20 protein-coding genes are annotated in these 24890 nt (G+C 71.9%); 13 read left to right on the forward strand and 7 right to left on the reverse strand.

Annotated features, from left to right (window positions below):
• Window positions 1-108 precede the first annotated feature (108 nt).
• The 8 genes from apaG to SM757_RS28325 all read left to right on the forward strand — a co-directional run bounded on the left by apaG (window position 109) and on the right by SM757_RS28325 (window position 11025).
• Window positions 109-477, forward strand: coding sequence for a Co2+/Mg2+ efflux protein ApaG (gene apaG, locus SM757_RS28290; RefSeq protein ID WP_322467918.1), 369 nt, complete (start codon window positions 109-111; stop codon window positions 475-477).
• Between the two features lie 58 nt (window positions 478-535).
• A complete protein-coding gene (locus SM757_RS28295; RefSeq protein ID WP_322467919.1) occupies window positions 536-2602 on the forward strand; it encodes a site-specific recombinase in 2067 nt (688 codons plus the stop codon).
• 235 nt (window positions 2603-2837) lie between these two features.
• Window positions 2838-3542 carry a PEP-CTERM/exosortase system-associated acyltransferase gene (locus tag SM757_RS28300; protein WP_066334465.1) on the forward strand — a complete coding sequence of 235 codons (705 nt, stop codon included), beginning with the start codon at window positions 2838-2840 and terminating at the stop codon, window positions 3540-3542.
• Window positions 3543-3642: 100 nt separating this feature from the next.
• Complete coding sequence (gene mltA, locus SM757_RS28305) at window positions 3643-4836, forward strand: murein transglycosylase A (protein ID WP_322467920.1); 1194 nt, start codon at window positions 3643-3645, stop codon at window positions 4834-4836.
• Window positions 4837-5032: 196 nt separating this feature from the next.
• Complete coding sequence (locus SM757_RS28310; protein ID WP_322467921.1) at window positions 5033-7036, forward strand: TonB-dependent receptor plug domain-containing protein; 2004 nt, start codon at window positions 5033-5035, stop codon at window positions 7034-7036.
• Window positions 7037-7039: 3 nt separating this feature from the next.
• Entirely contained in the window at window positions 7040-7657 is a 618-nt protein-coding gene (locus tag SM757_RS28315; RefSeq protein WP_066334457.1) for a YfiR family protein, read from the forward strand.
• Between the two features lie 4 nt (window positions 7658-7661).
• Complete coding sequence (locus SM757_RS28320; protein WP_322467922.1) at window positions 7662-9662, forward strand: hybrid sensor histidine kinase/response regulator; 2001 nt, start codon at window positions 7662-7664, stop codon at window positions 9660-9662.
• 97 nt (window positions 9663-9759) lie between these two features.
• The gene (locus tag SM757_RS28325; protein WP_322467923.1) at window positions 9760-11025 is read left to right on the forward strand and encodes an MFS transporter; all 1266 of its coding nucleotides are present in this window, start codon (window positions 9760-9762) and stop codon (window positions 11023-11025) included.
• 7 nt (window positions 11026-11032) lie between these two features.
• Here the strand turns inward: SM757_RS28325 and SM757_RS28330 are convergent, their stop codons facing one another.
• The 3 genes from SM757_RS28330 to SM757_RS28340 all read right to left on the reverse strand — a co-directional run bounded on the left by SM757_RS28330 (window position 11033) and on the right by SM757_RS28340 (window position 13270).
• Window positions 11033-11728: a response regulator gene (locus SM757_RS28330; RefSeq protein ID WP_238455727.1), complete on the reverse strand. Its 696-nt coding sequence runs from the start codon at window positions 11726-11728 to the stop codon at window positions 11033-11035.
• Window positions 11725-12435, reverse strand: coding sequence for a sensor histidine kinase (locus tag SM757_RS28335; RefSeq protein ID WP_066334452.1), 711 nt, complete (start codon window positions 12433-12435; stop codon window positions 11725-11727). Before SM757_RS28335 ends, SM757_RS28330 begins: the two co-directional genes overlap by 4 nt.
• A gap of 229 nt (window positions 12436-12664) precedes the next feature.
• On the reverse strand, window positions 12665-13270 hold the full coding sequence (locus SM757_RS28340; RefSeq protein ID WP_407655811.1) for an Lrp/AsnC family transcriptional regulator: 606 nt from the start codon (window positions 13268-13270) through the stop codon (window positions 12665-12667).
• Between the two features lie 138 nt (window positions 13271-13408).
• Here SM757_RS28340 and SM757_RS28345 point away from each other — a divergent pair, with 138 nt between their 5' ends.
• The gene (locus tag SM757_RS28345) at window positions 13409-16972 is read left to right on the forward strand and encodes an indolepyruvate ferredoxin oxidoreductase family protein (RefSeq protein ID WP_322467924.1); all 3564 of its coding nucleotides are present in this window, start codon (window positions 13409-13411) and stop codon (window positions 16970-16972) included.
• A 146-nt stretch (window positions 16973-17118) separates the two neighbouring features.
• Here the strand turns inward: SM757_RS28345 and SM757_RS28350 are convergent, their stop codons facing one another.
• Window positions 17119-17691: a BON domain-containing protein gene (locus SM757_RS28350; protein WP_322467925.1), complete on the reverse strand. Its 573-nt coding sequence runs from the start codon at window positions 17689-17691 to the stop codon at window positions 17119-17121.
• A 220-nt stretch (window positions 17692-17911) separates the two neighbouring features.
• On the opposite strand from SM757_RS28350, the gene SM757_RS28355 reads away from it, so the two are divergent.
• The 4 genes from SM757_RS28355 (at window position 17912) to SM757_RS28370 (ending at window position 20175) form a co-directional block, all read left to right on the forward strand.
• On the forward strand, window positions 17912-18454 hold the full coding sequence (locus SM757_RS28355) for a cytochrome b (RefSeq protein ID WP_322467926.1): 543 nt from the start codon (window positions 17912-17914) through the stop codon (window positions 18452-18454).
• A 45-nt stretch (window positions 18455-18499) separates the two neighbouring features.
• Window positions 18500-19138 (forward strand): YceI family protein, encoded by a 639-nt coding sequence (locus tag SM757_RS28360; RefSeq protein WP_322467927.1) that lies wholly within the window; start codon window positions 18500-18502, stop codon window positions 19136-19138.
• A 106-nt stretch (window positions 19139-19244) separates the two neighbouring features.
• On the forward strand, window positions 19245-19820 hold the full coding sequence (locus tag SM757_RS28365) for a YceI family protein (protein WP_066334439.1): 576 nt from the start codon (window positions 19245-19247) through the stop codon (window positions 19818-19820).
• A 196-nt stretch (window positions 19821-20016) separates the two neighbouring features.
• Window positions 20017-20175, forward strand: a complete 159-nt coding sequence (locus tag SM757_RS28370) for a hypothetical protein (RefSeq protein WP_322467928.1) — start codon at window positions 20017-20019, stop codon at window positions 20173-20175.
• Window positions 20176-20215: 40 nt separating this feature from the next.
• Here SM757_RS28370 and SM757_RS28375 read toward each other — a convergent pair whose 3' ends face one another.
• The 3 genes from SM757_RS28375 to SM757_RS28385 are packed head-to-tail and all read right to left on the reverse strand — an operon-like array spanning window position 20216 to window position 24632.
• The gene (locus tag SM757_RS28375; RefSeq protein ID WP_322467936.1) at window positions 20216-22135 is read right to left on the reverse strand and encodes a putative bifunctional diguanylate cyclase/phosphodiesterase; all 1920 of its coding nucleotides are present in this window, start codon (window positions 22133-22135) and stop codon (window positions 20216-20218) included.
• Between the two features lie 2 nt (window positions 22136-22137).
• On the reverse strand, window positions 22138-22665 hold the full coding sequence (locus tag SM757_RS28380; RefSeq protein WP_322467929.1) for a YfiR family protein: 528 nt from the start codon (window positions 22663-22665) through the stop codon (window positions 22138-22140).
• 20 nt (window positions 22666-22685) lie between these two features.
• Window positions 22686-24632, reverse strand: a complete 1947-nt coding sequence (locus SM757_RS28385; RefSeq protein WP_322467930.1) for a TonB-dependent receptor plug domain-containing protein — start codon at window positions 24630-24632, stop codon at window positions 22686-22688.
• Window positions 24633-24890: the final 258 nt, after the last annotated feature.

Here is a 24890-nt window from a genome sequence, read left to right on the forward strand (position 1 = left end):
GCGGCCGGGCGCAGCGCCGCCGCGCCGGACACGCCCAGGGCCGAGGCCGCCGCGCCCAAGCCCTGACGGTGATGGGGGGCCATGGCGGCGGTCCCTAGAATCGCCGCCATGGCCAAACCCGAATTCAACTGCAGTGTCAAGGTGCAGTTCCTGCCGGAGCAGTCCCAAGGCGGCCAGCACGCCTGGGCCTACACCATCACCATCACCAACAGCGGCGACGTCACGGCACAGCTCGTGGCGCGGTGCTGGCTCATCACCGATGCCACCGGGCACGAGGAGGAAGTCCGCGGCCTGGCCGTGGTCGGCCACCAGCCCGTGCTCAAGCCCGGCGAGTCCTTCGAGTACACGAGCTGGACCAGCCTCGCCACGCCCCAGGGCACCATGCGCGGCACCTTCTACTGCATGACCGAGGAGGCCCGCCCCTTCGAGGCCGAGGTGGCCGAGTTCATGCTCGCCCACCCGGGCGCGCTGCATTGATGGCGGCCTCGAAGGCAATGCCCGCGGCCCCGCGCCGCCGCCGCGTTTGCTGAGCCGCATGGGTGCCGCCCAGTCCACCTCGGCCTGGGACCTCACCGCGCTGCTCAACGCCGCCGACGCACGCGCCCCGCTGGCCGAACGCCACCTGTGGCTGGCGCGGCTGCTGGAATGGCTGCGCCACGACCCGCCCCGCCGCCCCGCCGAGGGCGCCACCCCCGCGCCGCTGCTGCGGCTGCGCCACCTGCTCAACGTGCTGGACCAGCACCCGCCGCACCGCCAGGCCCTGCAGGCGCTGGTGCAGCGCTTCTGGTCCGAGATCGACGCCGCGGCGCTGTTCGCCGAGTTCGCCTTCCCGCAGCGCGTGCACCTGGCCGGCGAGCTGGTGCGCCGCCTGCGCGAGCGCGTGCTGCCCAGCACGCCCGACACCACCGACCTCGCCGAGCTGTTCCCGCTGCTGTTCGACAGCAGCGACGCCGAGTGGATCGCCGCCATCGATGAGCCCACGCTGCAGCGCCTGGCCGCGCTGCTGGCCCCGCGCGGCGAAGGGCAAGCGCTGGAAGGCGAGGCCGGCCGGGCGGTGCAGGCACACGTCGAGGCGGCGGCCGCCGATCCCGCGGCCACGCCGCTGTCCGTGCCGCGCTGGCGCGACACCATGGCCGACGCCGTCACGCTGCTGGTGAGCGCCGTGCACGGCGCGGGGCTGTCGCCGCTGCTGCGCCGGCGCATGAGCCCGGCGCTGCTGGTGGAGGAGCCCTTCCGGCAGCTCACCCGCGCCAGCGAGCGGCTGCGCGACGCCGAGCACGCCGGCGACACCGCCGCGCTGCTGCACGAGGCGCACTACCTGCGCGCGCTGCTGGACGCCTGCCGCCGCGCGGCCGACAGCATCGAGGAGCACCTGGAGGAGTTCGGCGTCTCGGTGGACATCGTCTACGGCGTGCAGCAGCTGCGCGAGCGCACGCTGCGCATCGAGCGGCTGCTGGACTGCCTGCTCAGCCCCGCGCCCGCGCGCGAGCTGCAACTGCTCACGCTGCAGCTCGTCCAGGGCCTCACCGAGCGCGAGGGCGTGCGCTCGCTGCTCAAGGCGCAGTACGGGCAGCTCGCGCGCAAGATGACCGAGCGCAGCGCCGAGACCGGCGAGCACTACATCGCCCGCACCCGCACCGAGTACCTGGACATGTACCGGCGCGCGGCCGGCGGCGGGCTGGTGATGGCGCTCACCACCTTCATGAAATTCGCCATCACGGGGCTGGGCCTCACGGCCTTCTGGAGCGGGCTGCTGGCCGGCTTCAACTACGCCGCCAGCTTCGTGCTGATCATGCTGCTGCACTGGACCGTGGCCACCAAGCAGCCGGCCATGACGGCGCCGGCCATGGCCGCGCGGCTGCGCGGCAGCCACCGCGACGAGGAGGCCTTCGTGGACGAGGTGGTGCACCTCATCCGCTCGCAGGCCGCCGGCATCCTGGGCAACCTCACGCTGGTGGCGCCCGTGGTGCTGGCCGTGCAGGCGCTGGCCTGGGGAGTGATGGACGAGCCACTGGTGGACGCCGGCAAGGCCGGCCACGTGCTGCACAGGCTCACGCTGCTGGGGCCCACGCCGCTGTACGCGGCCTTCACCGGCGTGCTGCTGTTCGGCAGCTCGGTGATCGCGGGCTGGGTGGAGAACTGGTTCGTCTTCAACCGGCTGGACAGCGCCATCGCCTGGAACCCGCGCATCGTCGCGCGGCTGGGTGCCGCGCGGGCAGCACGTTGGGCGGCGTGGGCGCGCGCCAACGTCTCGGGGCTGGCGGCCAACGTCTCGCTTGGGCTGATGCTGGGCCTCACGCCGGCGCTGGCGGGCTTTTTCGCGCTGCCGCTGGACGTGCGCCACGTCACCCTCTCCACCGGGCAGCTCGCCGCGGCGGCCGGGTCAATGGGCGTGGCCATCCTGGCCGAGCCGGCCTTCTGGTGGTGCGTGGCGGGCATCGTCGCCACCGGGCTGCTCAACGTGGGCGTGAGCTTCTACCTGGCCTTGCGCCTGGCGCTGCGCGCGCGCGGGCTGCACCTCAAGGAGCGCGCGCACCTGGCCGCGGCCATCCGGCGGCGGCTGCTGCGCCAGCCGCTGAGCCTGCTGGTGCCGGGGCGCTGAAGGCGCCTGGGGCGCTTTTTTGAGGCGCTTGGGGGCGCCTCAATCCTCCTCGTCCTCGCGCCGCTCGCCGCGGCGGCGGCCGCTGAACATGGTCCACCAGACGATGAACACGAGCAGCGCCAGCGCGCCAAGAGCTTCGAGCATGAGCAGCGTCATTGATATACGTCGATACAGTTAAGGCGTCGGCGTCCGATAACCAATGGGCCGGCACTTTGCATTACGCCGGAACGAGCCCATGGAAAACGTCACGCTCATAGACAGATTCACCACGCACTTCGACATCCTGCCGGCCCGCACCGAGGCCTCCCGGCTGGAAGTTCTGCAACTGCGCCACGCGGTGTATTGCGAGGAGCTGGCTTACGAGCCGGTGTCGCCCAGCGGGGTGGAAAGCGACGAGCACGACGCGCATTCCGAGTTCGCGCTGGTGCGCCACCGCGCCAGCGGCCGCGCCGCGGGCTGCGTGCGGCTGATCAAGCACCCGGGCCCGCCGGACTGGCGCTTTCCCTTCGAGCACGCCTGCGGCGAGCGGCTGCAGCCGGACTACCTGGACCCGGCCTGGCGGCAAGACGCCACCGAGGTCTCGCGCCTGGCCGTGCACCAGGACTTCCGCCGCCGCCGCGGCGAGTACGACAGCCCCGAGGGCGGCGGCAACTCCGTGGCGGACACCAACGACCGCCACTACCCGCTCATCGCCATGGGGCTGTTCCTGGCGGCCACGGCCATGATCATCAACCACGGCAGCCACCAGAGCTTCGTGATGGTGGAGCCGCGGCTGTCGCGGCTGCTGCACAGCTGCGGGCTGAACTACACGCTGGTGGGCGAGATCGTGGAGCACCACGGCCGGCGCGGCCCCTACCGCACGCAGCGCCACGAGATCCTGCATTACCTGCGCCCCGAGGGCCGCGCGCTGCTGGAGCACATGCAGCACGCCCTGCGCTGACGGCCGCGGCTTGCGGCTGCGGGGGCGCAGGCAGGGGCCGGATGCGCTGGGGTCACCGCCGACTGGCCCAGGCGCGCCGCGCACGGCCACAATCGCGCCCATGTCTTTACCGCTCGCTTCTGTGCGCCGCCGCGGCGCGGCCTGGGCCGCATCGGCCGCCGCGCTGGCGGCACTGCTGGCCGGCTGCGCCGGCGTGCCGCTGAATCCGCCTCGCCCCGCCCCCTCGGCCGTGCCTCCGGCCGGCACGCCTTCGGACGTGCTGGCCCCTTCCGCCCCCGGCGCGGCGCTGCTGCGCCCGCGCTCGCGCTGGCAGCCCGTGGACTGGTCCGAGCTTCCCGGCTGGGAAAGCGACCGCGTGCTGGAGGCCTGGAGCGCGCTCTACCGCAGTTGCGAACGACCGCCTCAAGGCTGGTCGGCCCTGTGCGCCGAAGTGCTGCTCACGCCCCCGGCCGACGAGAGCGCAGCGCGCGCGTGGCTGCAGGCGCGGCTGCAGCCCTACCGCGTGGAAAGCCCCGAGGGCGCCACCGAGGGGCTGGTCACGGGCTACTACGAGCCGCTGATCGAGGCCAGCCGCATGCCCCGCGGCGGCTTTGCCGTGCCGCTGCACCGCCCGCCCGCGGACCTGGGCACGCGCAAGCCCTACTGGACGCGCCAGCAGCTCGACAGCCTGCCCGCAGCCGCCGCGGCGCTGCGCGGGCGCGAGATCGCCTACGTGGCCGACCCGCTGGACGCGCTGGTGCTGCAGATCCAGGGCTCGGGGCGGCTGCGCATCACCGAGGCCGACGGCCGCCAGCGCACCGTGCGCCTGGCCTTCGCCGGCCACAACGACCAGCCCTACAAGTCCGTCGGCCGCTGGCTCATAGAGCAGGGCGAGATCCGCGCCGAGCAGGCGTCCTGGCCCGGCATCAAGGCCTGGGCCCGCGCCAACCCCAGGCGCGTGCAGGAGCTGCTGTGGAGCAACCCGCGCGTGGTGTTCTTCCGCGAGGAGCCGCTGCCGGACCCGCAGGCCGGCCCGCGCGGCGCGCAGGGCGTGGCGCTCACGCCCGGGCGCTCCATCGCCGTCGATCCACAAAGCATCCCCTACGGCACGCCCGTGTGGCTCTCCAGCACCGAGCCGCTGAGCACGCAGGCGCTGCAGCGCCTGGTGGTGGCGCAGGACACGGGCAGCGCCATCGTCGGCGCCGTGCGCGCCGACTTCTTCTGGGGCTGGGGCGAGCAGGCCGAACAGCAGGCCGGACGCATGAAGCAGCCGCTGCGGCTGTGGGTGCTGTGGCCACGCGGCCCGCAAAGCTGAGGGCGCACGCTTCATGCCTCGACTGCCCTGGCCGCCAGTGCTCGCCGCGGGCAAACAATTCGTTGCAACACGGCGACGCGGCGGCCGCCTTGCGCGGGCTCAAACGTATGATCCCTGGAGGGCGGGCCATGCACCCGCCGGTGGGCGCGAACCGTCGGCCGGACGGCACAGCGCGACACGGCAGCCGGGGAAGCTCATGGTGGGTCCAAGTCAACGCAGTGGTGGGTGCTGCGCCGCTCTGGCGCTGGCCGTATCGGTCGCTTGGGCGGCCGAGCCCCAGCCGGGAGCGCCGCGGCTGTCGGAGCTGAGCCTGGAGGAGCTGGGCAACATCGAGATCACCTCGGTGTCCAAGCGGGCCGAGCGGCTGTCGGAGGCGCCGGCCTCGGTGTTCGTGATCACGGCCGAAGACATACGCCGCAGCGGCGCCACCTCGCTGCCGGAGGCGTTGCGCCTGGCGCCCAACCTGCAAGTGGCGCGCATCAGCTCGTCCTTCCACGCCGTCACCAGCCGCGGCTTCAACGGCAACCTGGCCAACAAGCTGCTGGTCCTCATCGACGGGCGCTCGGTGTACACGCCGCTCTTCGGCGGCGTGTTCTGGGACGCGCAGCAACTGCCGCTGCAGGACGTGGAGCGCATCGAGGTCATCAGCGGCCCGGCCGGCACGCTGTGGGGCGTCAACGCGGTCAACGGCGTCATCAACGTCATCACGCGGCCCGCGTCGCAGACGCCGGGCTCGGAGCTGTCCGCGGGCACGGGCAACCGCGAGCGCATGGTGTCCGTGCGCCAGGGCCTGGATCTGGGCGGCAGCGGGGGCGAGGGCAAGAACGACGGCGCCGGGCAGCGGCCGCTGCGGCTGTGGGCACGCCACATCACGGAGCAGCGCACGCGCACGCTGCTGGGCGAATCCGCGGGCGACCGCGCGCACGTGGAGCAGGCGGGCGCGCGCACCGACTGGTCGCTGGCCGGGGGCGACAGCCTCATGGCGCAGGCACAGCTCTACCGCGGCCGGCGCGAGCCGCCCATTCCCGGCGCGGTGGAGGTGCCCGGGCGGCCGCTGGAGGTGGGCCAGACCACCTACAGCGGCGGCCACGTGCTCGCGCGCTGGGACCACCGCCTGGGCGGCGGCGGCTCCTTGTCCGTGCAGGGCTACCTGGACCGCACCGAGCGCCGCCTGGGCTACCACGACCGGCTGGACACGGCGGACTTGCAGTTGCAGCACGCGCTGGCCCCCACGAGCCGCCACGCCGTGGTGTGGGGCATGCAGGTGCGCCGGGACACCGACCGCTTCAGCGGCCCAACGCTGCAGATGCTGCCGCCGCTGCTGCGCCAGATGAGCTACAGCCTCTTCGGCCAGGACGAGGTCACGCTGCGCGACGACCTGAAGCTCACGTTGGGCGCGCGCGCCGAGCACAACGCCTACACGGGCATGGAATACCTGCCCAGCGCGCGGCTGGCCTGGCAGGCGGCGCCGACGCAACTGCTGTGGGCGGCGGCCTCGCGCACGGTGCGCAGCCCAACACGGCTGGACCGCGACCTGCTCAACCCCGGCGTGCCGCCCTCGCCCGCCGCGCCCACGGGCGTTCCCACCGTCACGGGCAGCAGCGGCTTCCGCGGCGAGGTGGCCAGGGTGCTGGAGCTGGGCTGGCGCGGCCAGCCCTGGACCGACACCAGCGCCTCGGCCACGCTCTACCGCGCCGACTACGAGGGGCTGCGCTCGGCCGAGATCACGGGGCCGGCCAGCGCCCAGCTGGTCAACGGCCTGAAGGGCCGCGTGCAGGGCCTGGAAGCCTGGGGCAGCTGGCAGGCGCAGCCCAACTGGCGGCTGCACGCGGGCGCCAGCCGCATGGAGCAGCACCTGCGCGTGTCGCCGGGCTACGCGGACCTGAGCAACCAGCTCGGCCTGACCGAGGGCGCCAACCCGTCGTGGCAGTGGATGCTGCGCTCCCAACTGGACCTGCCGCGGCGCACCGAGCTGGACGTGACGCTGCGCGGCGTCTCGCGGCTGGAGCTGCCGGCCGTGCCCGCCTACACCGCGCTGGACCTGCGCCTGGGCTGGCGGCCCAGCGCCAACGTGGAGTGGTCGCTGACGCTGCAAAACCTGCTGGACGCGGGCCACGGCGAGTTCGGCCCCGCCGCCACGCGCACCGAGATCGGTCGCAGCGCGTTCCTGCAACTGGTGCTGCGGCACGAGGCCCCTTAGGAGATGGCGCAGTACCGTGGCCCGGGGTGCCACGCTCCGCAGGGCCAGGGCACGCGGCGGCGCGCCCTGCGCCGGCTTGGCCTGCCGCTGATGATGGCCGCGGCGCTGTCCTGCCAGGCGCTGACCTCGCCGCGGGCCGCTGCGCAGCCCGCCTCGGCGGCGGAGTACCAGGTCAAGGCGGCCTTCCTGGTGAAGTTCGGCGGCTACGTGGAGTGGCCGGCCCTGGCCTTCGACACCCGCGAAAGCCCTTTCGTCATCGCCGTGGCCGCGCAGGACATCGTGGCCGAAGAGGTGGAGCGCGCCGCGGCCACGGCCACGGTGGATGGCCACCCCGTGCAGGTGCGCCGGGTGGAACGGCTTGACGCCGGCCTGGGCGCACACCTGCTGTTCATGGACCAATCGCGCAACGGCCAGCTCGCCGATACCCTGCTGCTGTTGCGCGGCCGCCCGCTGCTGATCGTGACCGAGTCGGATCAGGGGCTGGCGTTGGGCGGGATGATCAATTTCGTGATCGTGGAGAACAAAGTTCGTTTCGACATCGCCTTGGCGCCGGCGGAGGCCAGCCAGCTCAAGATCAGCGCGCGGCTGCTGGCCGTGGCGCGCCGCGTGCTCAGGAGCTGAGGCGATGCTGTCCTGGCGACCCACTCTGCGGCGCAAGCTGCTGGCCGTGATGCTGCTGACCACGCTGGTGGCGGTGGTCGTGGCGTTGGGCGCGATGATCGGCTACGACCTGCGTGCCTACCACCAGGGCTGGGTGGACGACGTGACGGCGCAGGCCGAGCTGGTGGGCAGCGCCAGCACCGCGGCGCTGAGCTTCGACGACGAGCGCGTGGCCACCGAGAACCTGGCGCTGCTGCGGCTGCAGCCCAAGGTGCGCGCCGCAGCCCTGTACACGGCGCAAGGCCAGCTCTTCGCCAGCTACGGCGCGGACAACGCGCCGCCGCGCGTGCCCGACAGGCCCGAGGCCGACGGCGAGCGCGTGGACGGCGGCGAGCTGCTGGTGTTCAAGCCCGTGCGTGAGAACGGGCGCCGCGTGGGCACGGTGTTCGTCCGCGCGCGCTACGAGCTGCACGACCGGCTGCTCAACTACGCCGGCATCGCGGTGGTGGTGGCGCTGGTGGCCATGCTGGTGGCGCTGGTGCTGTCGTCGTGGCTGCAGCGGCTGGTCACGGGGCCGGTGCTGGAGATCGCCTCCGTGGCGCAGGACGTGGTGCGCCAGCGCAACTATTCGCGCCGCGCGCGCCAGCTCAGCGACGACGAGACCGGCGCGCTGGCCCAGGCCTTCAACGAGATGCTGGCCGAGATCGAGATGCGCACCCGCGCGCTGGAGGACTCCAACCGCGACAAGGCGCGCGAGGTGGAAGAGCGGCGTCAGGCGCAGCAGGAGGTGATGCGGCTGAACCAGGAGCTGGAGCAGCGCGTGCAGGAGCGCACGGCGCAACTGGAGGCCTCCAACCAGGAGCTGGCCGCGGCCAGCGAAGCGGCGCAGCGCGCCAACCGCGCCAAGAGCGAGTTCCTCTCCAGCATGAGCCACGAGCTGCGCACGCCGCTCAACGCCATCATCGGCTTCGGCCAGCTGCTGTCGGCCGACACGGGCGCGCCGCCGCAGCGGCTCAAGCTCTTCACCGAGCACATCGTGGGCGCGGGGCGGCACCTGCTCACGCTGATCAACGAGATCCTGAACCTTGCGCAGATCGAGGCCGGGCGCGTGTCGCTGTCGCTGGAGCCGGTGCTGGCCGGCGAGGTGCTGGTCGAGTGCCGCACCATGGTGGAGCCGCTGGCCTCGCGCCGCGGCATCACGCTGGACTTCCCGGCCGGCGCGTCCGAGGCGGTGATGGCCGACCGCACGCGGCTCAAGCAGGTGCTGCTCAACCTGCTGTCCAACGCCGTCAAGTACAACCGCGACGACGGCCTGGTGGCCGTGAGCTGCCGCCGCACCGAGGCCATGCTGCGCATCACCGTGCGCGACACCGGTGCGGGGCTGCGCCCCGAGCAGTTGAGCCAGTTGTTCCAGCCCTTCAACCGGCTGGGCCAGGAAGGCGGCCCGCAGGAGGGCACGGGCATCGGGCTGGTGGTGACGCGGCGGCTGGTGGAGCTCATGGGCGGCAACATCGGCGTGGACAGCGTGCCGGGCCAGGGCAGCGAGTTCTGGGTGGAGCTGCCGCTGGCCGCGCCGCAGGCGGTGCCGGACGCGCCGGCCCTGGCGGCCACGGGCCCGGTGAGCGTCGGCGCCCAGGTCGCCACGGTGCTGTGCGTGGAGGACAACCCGACCAATTTGCAACTGGTGGAGGCCATCCTGTCCTCGCGCCCGGGGCTGCGGCTGCTGACGGCGCGCGACGGCGAGTCCGGCGTGGCGCTGGCGCGCGCGCACAAGCCGCAAGCCATCCTGATGGACAACCACATGCCCGGCATGAGCGGACACGAGGCGCAGGCGCTGCTGCACGCCGACCCGGCCACGGCGCACATCCCCGTCATCGCGCTCACGGCCGACGCCATGCCCGACGCCGTGGAGCAGGGGCTGGCGCGCGGCTATTTCCGCTACCTCACCAAGCCCGTCGATCCGGCCGACCTGCTCGCGGCATTGGACGACGCGCTGGCGCACGCGCGTTCGCAGCAGCCGGCCTGAGGCCGGCACGGCGCGCGGCGCAAGGAGCCGGCCCCGGTGCGCGAGCCGCGGCACAGGGCTGCGCCGCCGTCCTCACCACCTTTTGCCGCGTTGCCCCATGCCGCCTCCTGCCCCGTCCTCCATGCCGCGCCCAACGCTGCTGCCCGCCGGCGCCAGCCCTTGGGCGCGCACGCTGCTGCTGGCGCGCGCGCTGCGGGCGCTGGCCGATGGCGCCATGGCGGTGTTGCTGCCGGCCTGGCTGCTGGCGCTGGGTTTCGACGCCCTGTCGGTGGGCCTGATCAGCACGGCCACGCTGCTGGGTTCGGCGCTGGCGACGCTGGCCGTGGGCGCGTGGGGACACCGCTTCAGCCCGCGCAGCCTGCTGCGCGGCGCGGCGCTGCTGATGGCGGCCACGGGCGCGGGCTTCGCGCTGCTGGACGGTTTTGTTGCGCTGCTGCTCGTGGCTTTCGTGGGCACGCTCAATCCCAGCTCGGGGGACGTGAGCGTGTTCCTGCCGCTGGAGCACGCACGGCTGGCGCAAGCCGCGCGCGGGCCGGCGCGCACGGCGCTGTTCGCCCGCTACAGCGTGCTGGCCGCCGCCTGCGCCGCCGTGGGCGCGTTGGGCGCGGGGCTGCCGCAGTGGCTCGCGCGCGTTGGGCTGGAGCCGCTGGCGGCGCTGCGGCTGATGTTCGGCCTGTACGGGCTGCTGGGCCTGGTGCTGTGGGGGCTGTATGGACGGTTGCCGCGGGCACAGGAGGCGCAGCCCGCGGGCGACGCGGCGGCGGCAAGTGCCGGCGAAGGCCGCGGCGCGCTGGGCCCGTCGCGGCCGCTGGTGGTGCGGCTGGCGCTGCTGTTCAGCGTGGACTCGTTCGCGGGCGGGCTGCTGGTGAACTCGCTGCTGAGCCTGTGGCTGCTGCAGCGCTTCAACCTGCAGCCGGCGCAGGCGGGGGTGTTCTTCTTCGCCACGGGGCTGTTGAGCGCGGCCTCGCAACTGGCGGCGCCGCGGCTGGCCGCGCGCATCGGCCTGCTCAACACCATGGTGTTCACGCACCTGCCGGCCAACGTGTGCCTGGTGCTGGCGGCGCTGGCGCCGGGCCTGTGGAGCGCGCTGGCGCTGCTGCTGGTGCGCGCGGCGCTGTCGCAAATGGACGTGCCCGCGCGCGGCGCCTACGTGATGGCGGCCGTGACGCCGCCGGAGCGCACGGCGGCGGCCAGCTTCACGGCCGTGCCGCGCAGCCTGGCCGCGGCGCTGAGCCCCGCCCTGAGCGCGGCGCTGCTGGCCGCCGGGCTCACGGCCTGGCCGCTGCTGCTGTGCGGGGGCTTGAAGATCGCCTACGACCTGACGCTGTGGCGGGCGTGCAGGGATGTGCGGCTGGAGGGGTGACCCGGATTCAAACCATCGCCTCCCGCACCGCGTACAGCGTGAGCTCCACCTCGTTGCGCATGCCGGTGAGCTCCAGCAGTTGGGCGCGGCATTCGGCCACGTCCTGCGGGGGCAGGTCGAGCTGCGCGGCGATCTCGGTCACGCTGCGGCCGGAGGTCAGGAGCTTGAAGACGTCGAGCTCGCGCGGCGACAGCCGCTCGCGCAGCGGGGCGCGGCCGCGGCGCTCCAGCGCGCCGTCGAGCTGCGCGCCCACGTCCGGCGGAATGTGCAGCCCGCCCTTCATGACGGTGGAGAGGGCCTGCAGGAACTGGTGCCCGTCGGCGCTCTTGCTCAGGCAGCCCGCCGCACCCAGCTTGAGGCTGCGCACGGCGTACTGCTTGTCCTGGAAGGCCGAGAGCATGAGCACGGGCAGGTGCGGGCATTCGTTGCGCAGCAGCCGCAGCAGGTCCAGCCCGTCGCGGTAGGGCATCTCGATGTCCATGAGCACCACGTCGTAGGGCTGGCAGGCGCTGGCCTGGCGCACCTTGAGCAGCACTTCGGCGCCGCTGCCGGCCTCGCCGGCCAGGACGATCCCCACTTCCTCCAGCATCTGGCGCAGCGCGCGGCGCACCAGCGGATGGCCGTCGCACAGCAGCACGCGCATGTGCGGCACGCTGCCGGGCAGCGGCTCGTGGCTGGGACCCAGGACGGTGCGGTCGTTCATGCGTCCTCTCCCCGCGGCAAAGGCAGCTTCAATCGCACCGTGGTGCCGCCGCCCGGCGCGCTGGCCAGCGTCAGGCGGCCGCCCCAATGGGCCACGCGCTCGCGCAGGGCCAGCAGGCCCCAGCCGTGCTCCAGCGCGGCAGGCTCGAAACCCACGCCGTCGTCGCCCACCTCCAGCAGCATCACGCCCTCGGGCGGCTCCTCCACGTACAGGCGCACGCGCAGGGTGCGGGCCTGGGCATGGCGTGCGACGTTGGTGAGCAGCTCCTCGGCGCTGCGGTAGACGGCATCGGCCCAGTCCTGCGCCGACGCGGGCAGCGCCACGCCGGCCTGCACATGCATGCGCACGTCGGCGTGCAGGTTCTCGCGCTGCGCGAAGTCCTGTGCCAGCCACTCCAGCGCCGACCACAGCCCCGGCCACTCCAGCAGCCGCGGGCGCAGCGAGGTGGCCAGGCGGTTGAGGTTGTCCACGGCGGCGTCCAGCAGCCCGCCCAAGCTGGCGCACTTGGCCCCCAGGTCGGGCTGCTCGCCCAAGCGGCGCTCCACCCAGCCCAGCTCCAGCTTTACGGCCACCAGCAGCGCACCCAGGTCGCCATGGAGCTGCTGCGCCAGCCGCGCCTGCTGCCGCGCCTGCTGCGCCTCGGTGTGCTGCAGCAGGCCACGCAGCCGGGCCAGCTCGTTGCCTTCGGGATGGACCATGTTGTTCATGCACACGCTCCCGTGAATGCCTTCGCCTTGTTCCACGGCACCGCCAAGGTGCCCTCGCCCTGCCAGCGTGCGGCACGGCGGCCCAGCACGGTGCAGCGATGAGCACGGGATGCAATTTCAGATTGCTGAATGCTCAGCGCGGGATGAAGGGCACAAGTGGCGGGGGGAAACATGTGTATACACAGCGCAAACCCCATGCCAGCGGGCTTTCATCCACGCGAAGACCGTGTCAGGCCGTCCTGGAGGCCGAAGCCCGCGCGCCCAGGTGCGACAGCGGCAGCGCCCCGCCCGCCTTCACTTCCCCGAGCGAAAAACTGGTGTGGACGTCCTTCACGTTGGGCAGGTTGAGCAGGGTGTGGGTGGCAAAGCGGGCGAAGGCGTCGAGGTCGGTGGCCAGCACCTGCAGCTCGAACGTGCCCGCGCCGCTGATGTAGTGGCAGGAGGACACCTCCGGCAGCGCGCACAGCGCCTCCTCCAGCTCGCGCGTGGCGCTGCCGGTGTTGCGGTCGGCATCCACGCGGACGAAGGCGAACACGCCCAGGCCGATGCGGCGCCGGTCGATGACCGCGCGGTAGCCGGTGATCACGCCGCGCTGCTCCAGCGCCTTGACGCGTCGCCAGGTCGGCGCTGCCGACAGGCCGATGCGCTCGGCCAGCTCGGCGTTGGACAGCCGCGCGTCGCGCTGTAGCTCCTCCAGGATGGCCACGTCGTAGCGGTCCAGCCCACTGCCGGCGGCCGGCACGTCCGATGCCCCGACCCCGGTGGGTGCGGACGGGACCGCCGCCTCGCCACTCGAAGCACGGGTTTTCCCTGATTTTTGATTTTTTGGCGTCATCCGTTCTCCAGTTCCTTATTTGAAGAAAGATTGTTGCTCAAGACCTGGGCATGCCGGCAAAGAACGAAAGCCTTTGCCTGGGGTCCAAACCTAGACTGCCCGCATTCACGCCATCCCTTTTTCGAGGAGCAAGCCGCCATGAATGCCCCCCTGCCGGAAGCCGTGCGCAAGGCGCTGGAGCAAGTGACGCTGGAGGACAAGTACGCGCTCTCGCGCGGCCGCGCCTTCATGAGCGGCGTGCAGGCGCTGGTGCGGCTGCCCATGCTGCAGCGCCAGCGCGACGCGGCCGCGGGGCTGAACACGGCCGGCTTCATCAGCGGCTACCGCGGCAGCCCCTTGGGCGGCGTGGACCAGGCGCTGTGGGCGGCGAAGAAGCACCTGGCGCAGCAGCACATCGTCTTCCAGCCCGGCGTGAACGAGGAGCTGGCGGCCACGGCGGTGTGGGGCTCGCAGCAGTTGGACCTGTACCCGGACAAGAACAAGTTCGACGGCGTGTTCGGCCTCTGGTACGGCAAGGGCCCGGGGGTGGACCGCAGCGTGGACGTGTTCAAGCACGCCAACCTGGCCGGCACGGCGCGCCACGGCGGCGTGATCGCGGTGGCCGGCGACGACCACGTGTCCAAGAGCTCCACCGCGCCGCACCAGAGCGACCACGTCTTCAAGGCCTGCGGGCTGCCGGTGTTCTTCCCGTCCAGCGTGCAGGACATCCTGGACATGGGGCTGCACGCCTTCGCGCTCAGCCGCTTCTCGGGGCTGTGGGCCGGCATGAAGACCATCCAGGAGGTGGTGGAGTCCAGCACCACGGTGGACATCGACCCCGACCGGGTGCGCATCGTCCTGCCGGAGGACTTCGAGATGCCCCCGGGCGGCCTGCACATCCGCTGGCCGGACCCGCCGCTGGCGCAGGAGGCGCGGCTGATGGACCACAAGTGGTACGCGGCCCTGGCCTACGTGCGCGCCAACCGGCTCAACCACGACGTGATCAGCACGCCCAGCGACCGCTTCGGCATCATCGCCAGCGGCAAGGCGTTCAACGACACGCGCCAGGCGCTGGCCGACCTGGGGCTGGACGACGCCACCTGCCGCCGGCTCGGCATCCGGCTGCACAAGGTCAACGTGGTGTGGCCGCTGGAAGCCGACATCACGCGCCAGTTCGCGCTTGGGCTGCAGGAAATCCTGGTGGTCGAGGAGAAGCGCCAGATCATCGAGTACCAGCTCAAGGAAGAGCTCTACAACTGGCGCCCGGACGTGCGGCCCAACGTGCTGGGCAAGTTCGAGGAGCCCGAGGGCGACCTGAGCGGCGGCGAGTGGAGCCGGCCCAACCCGAGCGGGAGCTGGCTGCTGCGCGCGCAGGCCGACCTGACGCCGGCCCTCATCGCCAAGGCCATCGCCAAGCGGCTCAGGAAGCTGGGCGTGGACGCCGACACCGCCGCGCGCATGGACGCGCGGCTGGCCGTGATCGAGGCCAAGGAAAGAGGCCTGGCCCTGCTGCAGGCTCCGGGCACCCCGGCCCCGGTGGAGCGCAAGGCGTGGTTCTGCAGCGGCTGCCCGCACAACACCAGCACCCGCGTGCCGGAGGGCTCGCGCGCCGTGGCGGGCATCGGCTGCCACTACATGGTCACCTGGATGGACCGCGCCACCAGCACCTTCACGCAGATGGGCGGCGAAGGCGTGCCCTGGGTGGGCCAGGCGGCCTTCACGACCGAGCCGCACGTGTTCGCCAACCTGGGCGACGGCACCTACCAGCACTCCGGGCTGCTGGCGATCCGCCAGGCCATCGCGGCGGGGGTGAACATCACTTACAAGATCCTGTTCAACGACGCGGTGGCCATGACGGGCGGCCAACCGGTGGAAGGCCAGATGCGCGTGCCGGAGATGACGCAGGAGCTGCGCGCCGAAGGGGTCAAGCGCATCGTGCTCGTCACCGACACGCCCGACGCCTACCGCGCCATGCCGGGCATGGCCGAGGGCGTGACGGTGCGCGAGCGCGGCGAGCTCGACGCCGTGCAGCGCGAGCTGCGCGAGACGGCCGGCTGCACGGTGCTGATCTACGCCCAGATGTGCGCCACCGAAAAGCGCCGCCGCCGCAAGCGCGGGACGATGCAGGCGCCGGCCCAGCGCGTGGTGATCAACGAGGCCGTGTGCGAAGGCTGCGGCGACTGCAGCGACAAGAGCAACTGCCTGTCGGTGGAGCCGGTGGAGACCGAGTTCGGCCGCAAGCGCCGCATCAACCAGAACAGCTGCAACCTGGACTTCTCCTGCGTGCAGGGCTTCTGCCCAAGCTTCGTGACGGTGGAAGGCGGCACGTTGAAGAAGCCCAAGGCCGACCAGGCGCAGGACACGGCGGCGCTGCCGCCCATTCCCGAGCCCGCGCTGCCGGCGGCGGCGCAGGCCTGGGGCATCGTGGTGGCGGGCGTGGGCGGCACGGGCGTGATCACCATCGGCCAGTTGCTGGGCATGGCGGCGCACCTGGAGGGCAAGGGCATCGTCACGCAGGACGCGGCCGGGCTGGCGCAGAAAGGCGGCGCGACCTGGAGCCACGTGCAGATCGCCGACACGGCCAGCGCCATTCACACCACCAAGGTGGACATGGCCGCGGCCGATCTCGTGATCGCCTGCGACGCCATCGTGGCCGCGCTGCCGGCGACGCTGGCCGTCATGCACCCCGGGCGCACCGCGGTGGCCCTGAACACCCACACCGCGCCGACGGCGGCCTTCGTGCATCAGCCGGACTGGCAGTTCCCGCTTGGGCCCTGCCAGGACACGATTGCGCAGGCCGTGGGCCGCGAGCGGCTGCTGGCCTTCGACGCGGAGCAGGTGGCGGTGAAGCTGTTGGGCGACTCCATCTACGCCAACCCGCTGCTGCTGGGCTGCGCCTGGCAGATGGGGCGCGTGCCGCTGCGGCTGGACTCGCTGCGCCGCGCCATCGAGCTCAACGGCGTACAGGTGGACAAGAACCTGCGCGCCTTCGAGTTGGGCCGGCACTGCGCGCACGACCTGGCCTCGGTGCAGGCGCTGTTCCAGGCGGCGCAGGTGATCAGCATCGTGCGCCGCCCGGCGCTGGAGGAGACCCTCCAGCGCCGCGTGGACTTCCTCACCGGCTACCAGGACGCGGCCTACGCGCAGCGCTACAGCGACTTCGTCCAGCGCGTGCGCCAGGCCGAGCAGCCGCTGGGCTCCACGCGGCTGACCGAGGCAGTGGCGCAGGGCCTCTTCAAGCTCATGGCCTACAAGGACGAGTACGAGGTGGCGCGGCTGCACACCGACCCGGCGTTCCAGGCCCAGTTGGGCGCGATGTTCGAGGGCGACTTCAAGGTGGTGCACCACCTGGCGCCGCCGCTGATGGCCCGCAAGAACGAGCGCGGCGAGCTGGTCAAGCAGGCCTACGGCCCGTGGATGCGCACCGCCTTCACCTGGCTGGCCAAGCTCAAGGGGCTGCGCGGCTCGGCGCTGGACCCGTTCGGCCGCACGGCGGAGCGGCGCGAGGAGCGGGCCTTGATCGAGGAGTACCGCGCCTGCATCGAGGAGCTGTTGGGCGGCCTGACGGCCGGGCGGCTGGCGCTGGCGGTGCAGATCGCGCGCATCCCGCAGCAGATCCGCGGCTACGGCCACGTGAAGGCGCGCCACCTGGCGCAGGCGCGGCAGGAGTGGGACGCGCTGATGCGGCAGTGGCGCGAGCGCGAGGCGAGGAAGGCGGCTTGAGGGCTGGTTGAGAGCGGTTTGACGGTGAAGGCGGCGGGTGCGCCGCCTTCACCGTTCAGATTTCTGAACGATGAGCCCCATCGAATGGGAAGCGAGGGTTCAGAAAACTGAACGATGGGGGTTTTGCGGCAGCCCCCTGCCCCGCCTTACGACGACGCCTGGAGCTGGTTGTCCACCTTGCTCACGCCCTTGACGCCCTTGACGAGGTCGGTGGCGTGCTTGCGGGCCGCGGCGTCGGGGGCGGTGCCCTTGAGGGTGACCACGCCGTCCTTGGTGTCCACGTTGATGTCCAGCGCGCTGAGCTTGGCGTCGGCGGCCAGCGTGGTCTTGACGCGGGCGGTGACGGCGGCGTCGCCGGCCAGCTCCTTGGCGTCGGTGGCCAGCTCGCCGGCCTTTTCCTTGGTAGCGGCCGCGGCGGCGGCGATCTTGTCGCCGGCGGTGTCGGCGGCCGCGGCGGCCTTGTCGCCCGCGGTGTCTGCCGCGGCAGCGGCCTTGTCCTTGGCCTCGCCGGCGGCTTGCTTGATGTTGTCGGCGGCGTTGCCCATCGCGGCGGAGGCGGTGGCCGCGGCGTCGGACGCGGTGGTCACCGGCGCGGGCGCGGTCTGGTTGGTCACCACCGCCTCGGCCGGCTTGTTCTCGGAACGCGGGCTGCAGGCGGCCAGCGCGCCGGCAAGGACGGCAGCGGCCAGGACAACGGGACGCAGGCGCAGGTCGGACATCGCAAAAACTCCTTGAGTGGGATGGTCCGGGCTCCAGGCAAACCGTGCGCCCAGGCGGTTGGGGCCTCCGGCATGCACATTCCTTGCGCGCCATCAAGGCGGGGCATTCACTTTTTCTGAAATACCGCCTCAAGCCTGCTGAAGCCGGCACCCCCAGGCACTCCGGGATACTCCCTAGATCGACACGACGTCCCGCCCCGCCCGCTTTCGCCCCCTGCCCATGACCAAGCTCACCGTTTCCCGCTACAGCACGCCGGCCGTGGCACTGCACTGGCTGCTGGCCCTGTTGATCACCGGCACCTTCGCGCTGGGCCTGTACATGGCCGACCTGCCGGTGTCGCCGACGCGGCTGAAGCTCTACAGCTGGCACAAGTGGGCCGGCGTGGTGGTGCTGGCGCTGTCGGCCGTGCGGCTGCTGGTGCGGCTGCGCTCGGCGCGCCCGCACGACATGCACATGCCGGCCTGGCAGCGCGCCGCCGCGCACGGCACGCACCACGCGCTGTACCTGCTGTTCTTCGCCGTGCCGCTGGTGGGCTGGGCCTACAGCTCGGCCGCGGGCTTCCCGGTGGTGCTGTTCGGCGTGCTGCCGCTGCCGGACTTCGTCCCGGTGGACAAGGCGCTGGCCGCCCTGCTCAAGCCCTGGCACAAGGGCCTGGCCTTCGCGTTGGGCGCCCTGGTGCTGCTGCACCTGGCGGCGGTGCTCAAGCATCAGCTCATCGACCGCGACGGCCTGCTCGCCCGCATGAGCCTGGGCCGCGCCTGATCCTCCTCACCTCCCTTCCCCACACGACCCCAGGACATGCCTTCCATGACCCCGCGAACCCTTTCCCTGCTGGCACTGGCCGCGGCGCTGGCCGCCCCGGCCGCCTGGGCCCAGTCGCCGGCCAAGCCGGCCGCCAATGCCGCAACCGCCGCCAAGCCGGCCCCGGCCGCCGCCGCGCCGGCCCCGGCGCAGCTCGTGGCGGCGCAAAGCGAGGTCACCTTCACCAGCCGCCAGATGGGCGTGCCGGTGGACGGGCGCTTCCGCCGCTTCGACGCGCAGGTGCAGTTCGACCCCAAGAAGCCCGAGACCGCCCGCATCGCGCTCAAGGTGGACCTGGCCAGCATCAGCATGGGCGCGCCGGAGAGCGAGGCCGAGGTGGTCAAGCCGGAGTGGTTCAACACGGCCAAGTTCCCGCAGGCCACGTTCACGTCCACCGCCGTCAAGGCGCTGGGCGGCGGGCGCTTTGACGTCGCCGGGCAGTTCGCGCTCAAGGGCGTGACGCGCGACATCGTGGTGCCGGTGACGCTGGCCGCGGCCGGCGCCAACACCGTGGCCACGGGCGGCTTCACGCTCAAGCGGCTGGACCACCGCATCGGCGAAGGCGAGTGGAGCGACACCTCCATGGTCGCCAACGACGTGGCCGTCAAGTTCAAGCTCACCTTCAGCGGCATCCCCGCGCAGTGAACGCCGCGGCCTTCGCGCCGCACCCAGCAGTTCCTTGCCGCGCCGGCCCCGGCGGCCGCGCGCGGCTCATCTCCTCAACCCGGTTTTCCGACCCCCTGCCCAAGCCATGAAAAAGCTCCTCGCCCTCTCCGCCCTGGCCACCATGGCCGCCACCACCGTGCTGCCCGCGCAGGCCGCCACCTACGCCATCGATCCCAGCCACACCTTCGTGACCTTCGAGTTCCCGCACTTCGGCACCTCGACCAACCGCGGCCGCTTCGACAAGAAGGAAGGCACCGTGGAGTTCGACCGCGCCGCGCGCACCGGCCGCGTGGAGCTGACGCTGGAGACGGCCTCCGTGAGCAGCGGCACGCCGGCTTTCGACAAGCACCTGCGCAGCGACGATTTCTTCGCCGCCGAGCAGTTCCCCACGGCCAAGTTCGTGGCCGACAAGTTCACCTTCGACGGCGACAAGGTCACCGAGATCGCCGGCTCGCTGACGCTGCGCGGCAAGACCAACCCCATCGTCCTGAAGGCCCGCAACTTCAACTGCTACGTGAACCCCATGCTCAAGCGCGAAGTCTGCGGCGGCGACTTCGAGGCCACGATGCAGCGCAGCCTGTGGGGCGTGAACTTCGGCCTGAACATGGGCATGCCCGACAACGTGAAGCTGGTCGTGCAGGTCGAGGCGATCAAGCAGTAAGAAGCGGCCGAGCCCGGCTCAAAGCGCTTCTCGATAGCCCCGCCGCCGTGAGGCCGCGGGGCTTTTTGCCGTCCCGTGTTTGGTGGACCGTTACCCGACAGGGGGAGGCACGGCGGGGATGCGTGCTACAGGCAACCCGAGAGAGCAGCAAGCGGCATTCCCAGTAAGGGTTCTCCCCACCTACACGGGGTCCAACATGAATAAGGGTCTGCGTCTTGCGCATAAGCTTCGTCGCAAATGCCTCTTTCGTTTGCAGAGGCCAAAGGACAAAGCGATGAGTGACCAAGGTTGGGTTCAATTTGCCGTGATGCTGGCCGCGCTGGGCCTGGTGGTGGTGCAGGCCTTTACGGGTTGACGCACGGGAGCGGCGCCCGGGGCGCCGTGCGCTGCACCGCTCAGGCCGTCCTGGTCAGGCGGGGAGCGCTAAACGCAGGCTGCGGCGGCGAAACGTTGCCGCCATCGCGCAGCAGGGCCGCCACGCGCTGCGTGGGCAGCGGATGCGCCAGCAGGAAGCCCTGGTAGAGGTCGCAGCCCAGCGCCTGGAGCTTGAACAGATCCTCTTCCTTTTCCACGCCCTCGGCGACCACGTGCATGCCCATGGCATGGGCCACGCGCACCATGGTTTCCACCAGCAGCGCGGCGTCGTCGCGACGGGCCACGCCATCGACGAAGACGCGGTCTATCTTGAGCTTGGCGCAGCGCAGGCGCAGCAGATAGGCCAGCGAGCTGTAGCCGGTGCCGAAGTCGTCTATGGCCAGCCGGTAGCCGCCGGACTGCAGCGCGCGGACGATGGAGCCGGGGCTGTCGAAATCCTCGAACACGGTGGTCTCGGTGAGCTCGAACTCGACCTCGTCCGGCGTGAGCCCAAGCGTGCAGAGCTGCTGCAGGAAGCGCTCGCGCTGCGACTCCAGGCGGCACTGCTGTGAGCTCAGGTTCAGCGCCACGGGTGGGCAGCGCAGGCCCTGCTCGGCCCAAGCGTCCAGGTCCATGCGCAGCCGCTTGAGCAGCACCAGGCCGAGATCGGCCACGAGCCCGGCCTCTTCCAGCACGGGGACGAACTGCATGGGCGGCACCTGGCCGCGGCTGGCGCTGTGCCAGCGCGCCAGGCCTTCCAGGCTCATGAGGCGGCCCTCGGCGTCGAACACGGGCTGGTAGGCCAGCTCGAACTCCTCACGCGCCAGCGCCCCGCGCAGCGCCTGCACCAGCGCCAGGCGCTCGCGCTGCGCCTCGCCCAACGCGGCGGTGTAGCGGCTCCACACGCCCTTGCCGGCGCGCTTGGCCTGGTACATGGCCGTGTCGGCGCAGGCCATGGCGCCCTCGGCGGTGGTGGCGTCGTCAGGCAGCCGCACCAGGCCCATCGACACGCCCACCTTCAGCGAGGAGCCCTCGAATTCGATGCGCCGCGGCAACTGCTCGACGATGCGCTGCGCCATGGCCTCGGTGGTGGGTCCGTCCACGGGCGCGCGCAGCAGCAGCGCGAACTCGTCACCGCCCAAGCGGCCGACCACGTCCTGCGTGCGCACCAGCGACTGCAGCCGCTGCGCCACGGTGCGCAGCACCGCGTCGCCCGCGGCGTGGCCGCGGCTGTCGTTGACGAGCTTGAAGTCGTCCACGTCCACGCACATCAGCACCGCGGGCGCGCCGGAGCCGGCGGCCTGCGCCAGCGCGGAGGCAAAGGACTCGCGGTTGGCCAGCCCGGTGAGCACGTCGTGGTGGGCGAGGTAGCGCGTGCGTGCGTCAGCCGCGCGCAGTTGCGCGCGCTGGCGGCGCGAGGCCAGGGCCACTGCGCCCAGGGCCAGCGCCATGATGACCACGGCCGCCGTTAGCACCGTGCCCAGGGCGCGCCAGGTCGGCGCGCGCCAGGCCTGCACCTGAAGCCGGCCGACGACCTGGCCGTCGGTGCCCAGCACGTCGATTTCCGTGGCGATGTGCCCGCCGTAGCGCTCCAGCCAGCTCGGCGGCACGGCGCGGCGGAACTGCGCCAGCGCGCGGCCCCCGGCGTTCAGCAGTTGCGCCGAGGACACCGCCGGCGCGGCCTCGAAGGCATTGAGCAGGGTGCGGGCCTCGGTCGCGTCCTCGAACAGCAGCGCCGCGGCGGCCGTGCGGCCCACCAGCGCGGCCTGCGTGCGCAGCCCGTCGCGCTGGCGCAGGTCCAGCTGCAGGAACTCGAACAGGCCCAGCAGCAGCACCACGATGGCCATGGCCGCGCAGGCCAGCACCGTGTCGCTGCGACGGCGCAGGGCCAGCCAACTGACGTGCGGCGCGGTGCGCGGGTCTCCCACCGGCACGGCTTCATGCGCCGGCGCCTGATTCATCTTCAAGGCATGCCCTCCGTACGCACGTAGCGCGCCAGCCGCAGCAGCCGGGCATTGATGTCCAGCCCGGCGCGGCGTGCGGAATGCAGGTCCACGTCGAACACGATGCGGCCCTGCTGCGGTTGCAGGTTGATCATCACGCCGCGCTCGGTGAGGCCCATGTTGTCGCCCACCCACAGCAGGCCGCGCGGGAGCTGGGCCGGCACGCTGGCGTCGGCGCCGACATAAACGATGTGGCAGCCCGCGGTCGCGGCCGCGGTCGCGCCGGCCACGCGGCGCAGCTCCAGGCGCCGCCCGTTGAGCGCGCGCTGATCCCAATCGCGCAGCGCGTCGGCCAGCGGCCCCTGCACCGTCAGGCAAAGCTGCAGCGGCTGCGAGGGCGACACCTCGCCCGGCCACTCCACGAACTGCAGCGCGCGCCACAGGATCTGGGCCTTGAGATCGGCCTCCGCCAGCGGCTGCGCCCCGGCCGCCCAGCCCAGCAGGGTCAGCAGCAGGAATGCACAGCAGCGCAGAGGGTGAAGCAACATGACGGAACTGCGGCCCGGCCTCAGAAGGCCTGTTGCCAGTCGATGCTCACGCGCCGGCGCTCCAGCGGAATGCGGGACAGCGGCACCCCTGGCGGCGAGGGATCCCAGGAGGCCGTATCCAGCAGGTTCTGGATGCGCAAGGACAGGCTGCGATCGCGCTGCGGCTCCCAGCGCAGCACGCCATCGACCGTGTGGCGCGCGGGCACGTCGTCGGAGCGGCGGCCCAGCGACATCCACTGCAGCGCCGTGGACCAGCACGGCTGAGGCAGCGGGACGATGAGCAGGCCCTTGGAGAGCCAGCGCGGCGTGTTGGCCAGCCGTCCCTCCTCCGAGCGGGCGCTCTGCAGCGACACGCTGGCGCGCCACTGCACGCCGGCGTCGAGCAGGCCCTGCGCCTCCAGGTCCAGCCCGTGCGTGCGCACCTGGGACAGGTTGCGGTATTGCGACTCCACGCCCACCACGGGCATGAACTCGATGAGCTCGCGCATGCGGTCGCGGTACAGGTGCACGGACACGCGGCTGCGCTTGCCCACGGCACGCTCCCAGGCCAGCGCCACGGAACGCAGCCGCTCGGGCTGCAGCTCGGGGTTGCTGGGCTGCGAGCCGCTGGCGTCCTGGTAATAGCGCTCGGCCAGGCTGGGCACACGAAAGCCCTGCCCGTACAGCAGCTTGAAGGCCTCGTGCTCGTTGGGCCTCACCACCAGCGCCAGCCGCGGCGAGAAGGCTGCGGCGTAGCCCTGCACCTGGTCCACGCGTGCGCCGGTGGTCAGCGACCAGCGCTCGGCCAAGCGCCAGTGGTCCTGCGCAAACAGCGCGGCCTGGTTCTGCGTGTTTTTCTTGGCGAGGTACACGCTGTAGGGCTCGACGTCGTAGACGTTCTGGCGGGCGTTGTACATGCGCCGCGCCTCGGCGCCCATGGTGAGCTCGTGGTTGATCCAGCCGCGCCACTGCAGCCGGGCATCCATGGCGGCCCAGTTGCCGCTGCCTTCGTCGTGCTTGACCACGGGCGCGTCCACCGTGCCGGTCATGTAGCGGCCCGTCGCGGTGCTGCGCGAGACGTTCATGCGCAAGGTGCCGCGCCAGTCCTCGCGCCAGGCGCCGTCCCAGGCCAGCTCGGCGTAGTCGTAGGTGTCGTTGTATCGGTTGCCCGGCACGCCCTGCATGGCCGCGTAGGGGGTGACGGGCATGCCCTTGACGCGCTCCTGGCTGGCCACGCTCAACCGCCACTCGTCCACGCGCCACTTCAGGAACAGGCTGTGGTAACGCAGGCCGTCCTGCCCGGCCAAGCGGCCGTCGGGGGTGGTTGGGCTGCGCAAGGCCGCGTCGTTCAGCGTCTCGCCCGTGCTGTCGTTGAGCGCCAGGCCCACGAAGAGGTCGTTGCCGCCTTCGTTCCAGCCGTAGTTGAGCACCGCGTTGCGCGTGCCCCAACTGCCCGCCCCGGCGCGCACGCGCAGCCCCGGCGCGTCACGCCCTTCCAGCGTGACGGCGTTGACCACGCCCAGCAGCGCGTTGCCGCCATACACCGAGGAGGCCGGCCCGCTCACCAGCTCCACCCGCTTGATCCAGTCGGCCACGATGGGGAATTCCCACACCGGCAGGGCCTGGTCGTACACGGCGTCGTTGACGTGGTAACCGTCCACGCTCATGAACAGGCGCGAGTTGTTGACGCCGCCCTGCGGATTGAGGCCGCGCATGCCCACGGTGCTGTAGCCGCGGATGGTGCCGATGTAGATGCCCGGCAGCAGCGAGAGCATGTCGCCCAAGGTGCGGTGGCCCAGCGCGTTGGCCTCCGCATGGTTGATGGAGCTCACCACGGCCGGCGCGTCCAGCGCCGACTCCAGTTGGCGCGACGCGCCCTCCACCTCCGTGCCCAGCAGCGCCTCCAGGTCGTGCAACGCATCCGGCGACTGCGCGGCAGCCAGGCCCGCCGCCAGCGCCAACCCCAGCGCGACGGCACTTGGGCGCAAAAGGTTTGCAGTGCGGGCAGCAGAAGGCACAGGAAATCCGAGGATATGAAACCAATAGTTTCCATTCTCCTTCATCAGGCGGGCCTGCCTGAGCGCAAGCGCTGGTGTCTGATGCCGTGCGCAAATCCACATCCGAGACCGGATCAGCAGGCCGGAGCACACGGCAAATGGGCAAGAGGACAAAAAAGCGGCCACGGCGCGGCACGTGCCGCGCGTGCGCCGTGCCGCTCACCGGGGCGGGCGCCGCGGTGCCTGCCC

This window comes from Azohydromonas lata, assembly GCF_034427735.1.
Classification (GTDB): Bacteria; Pseudomonadota; Gammaproteobacteria; order Burkholderiales; family Burkholderiaceae_C; genus Azohydromonas; species Azohydromonas lata.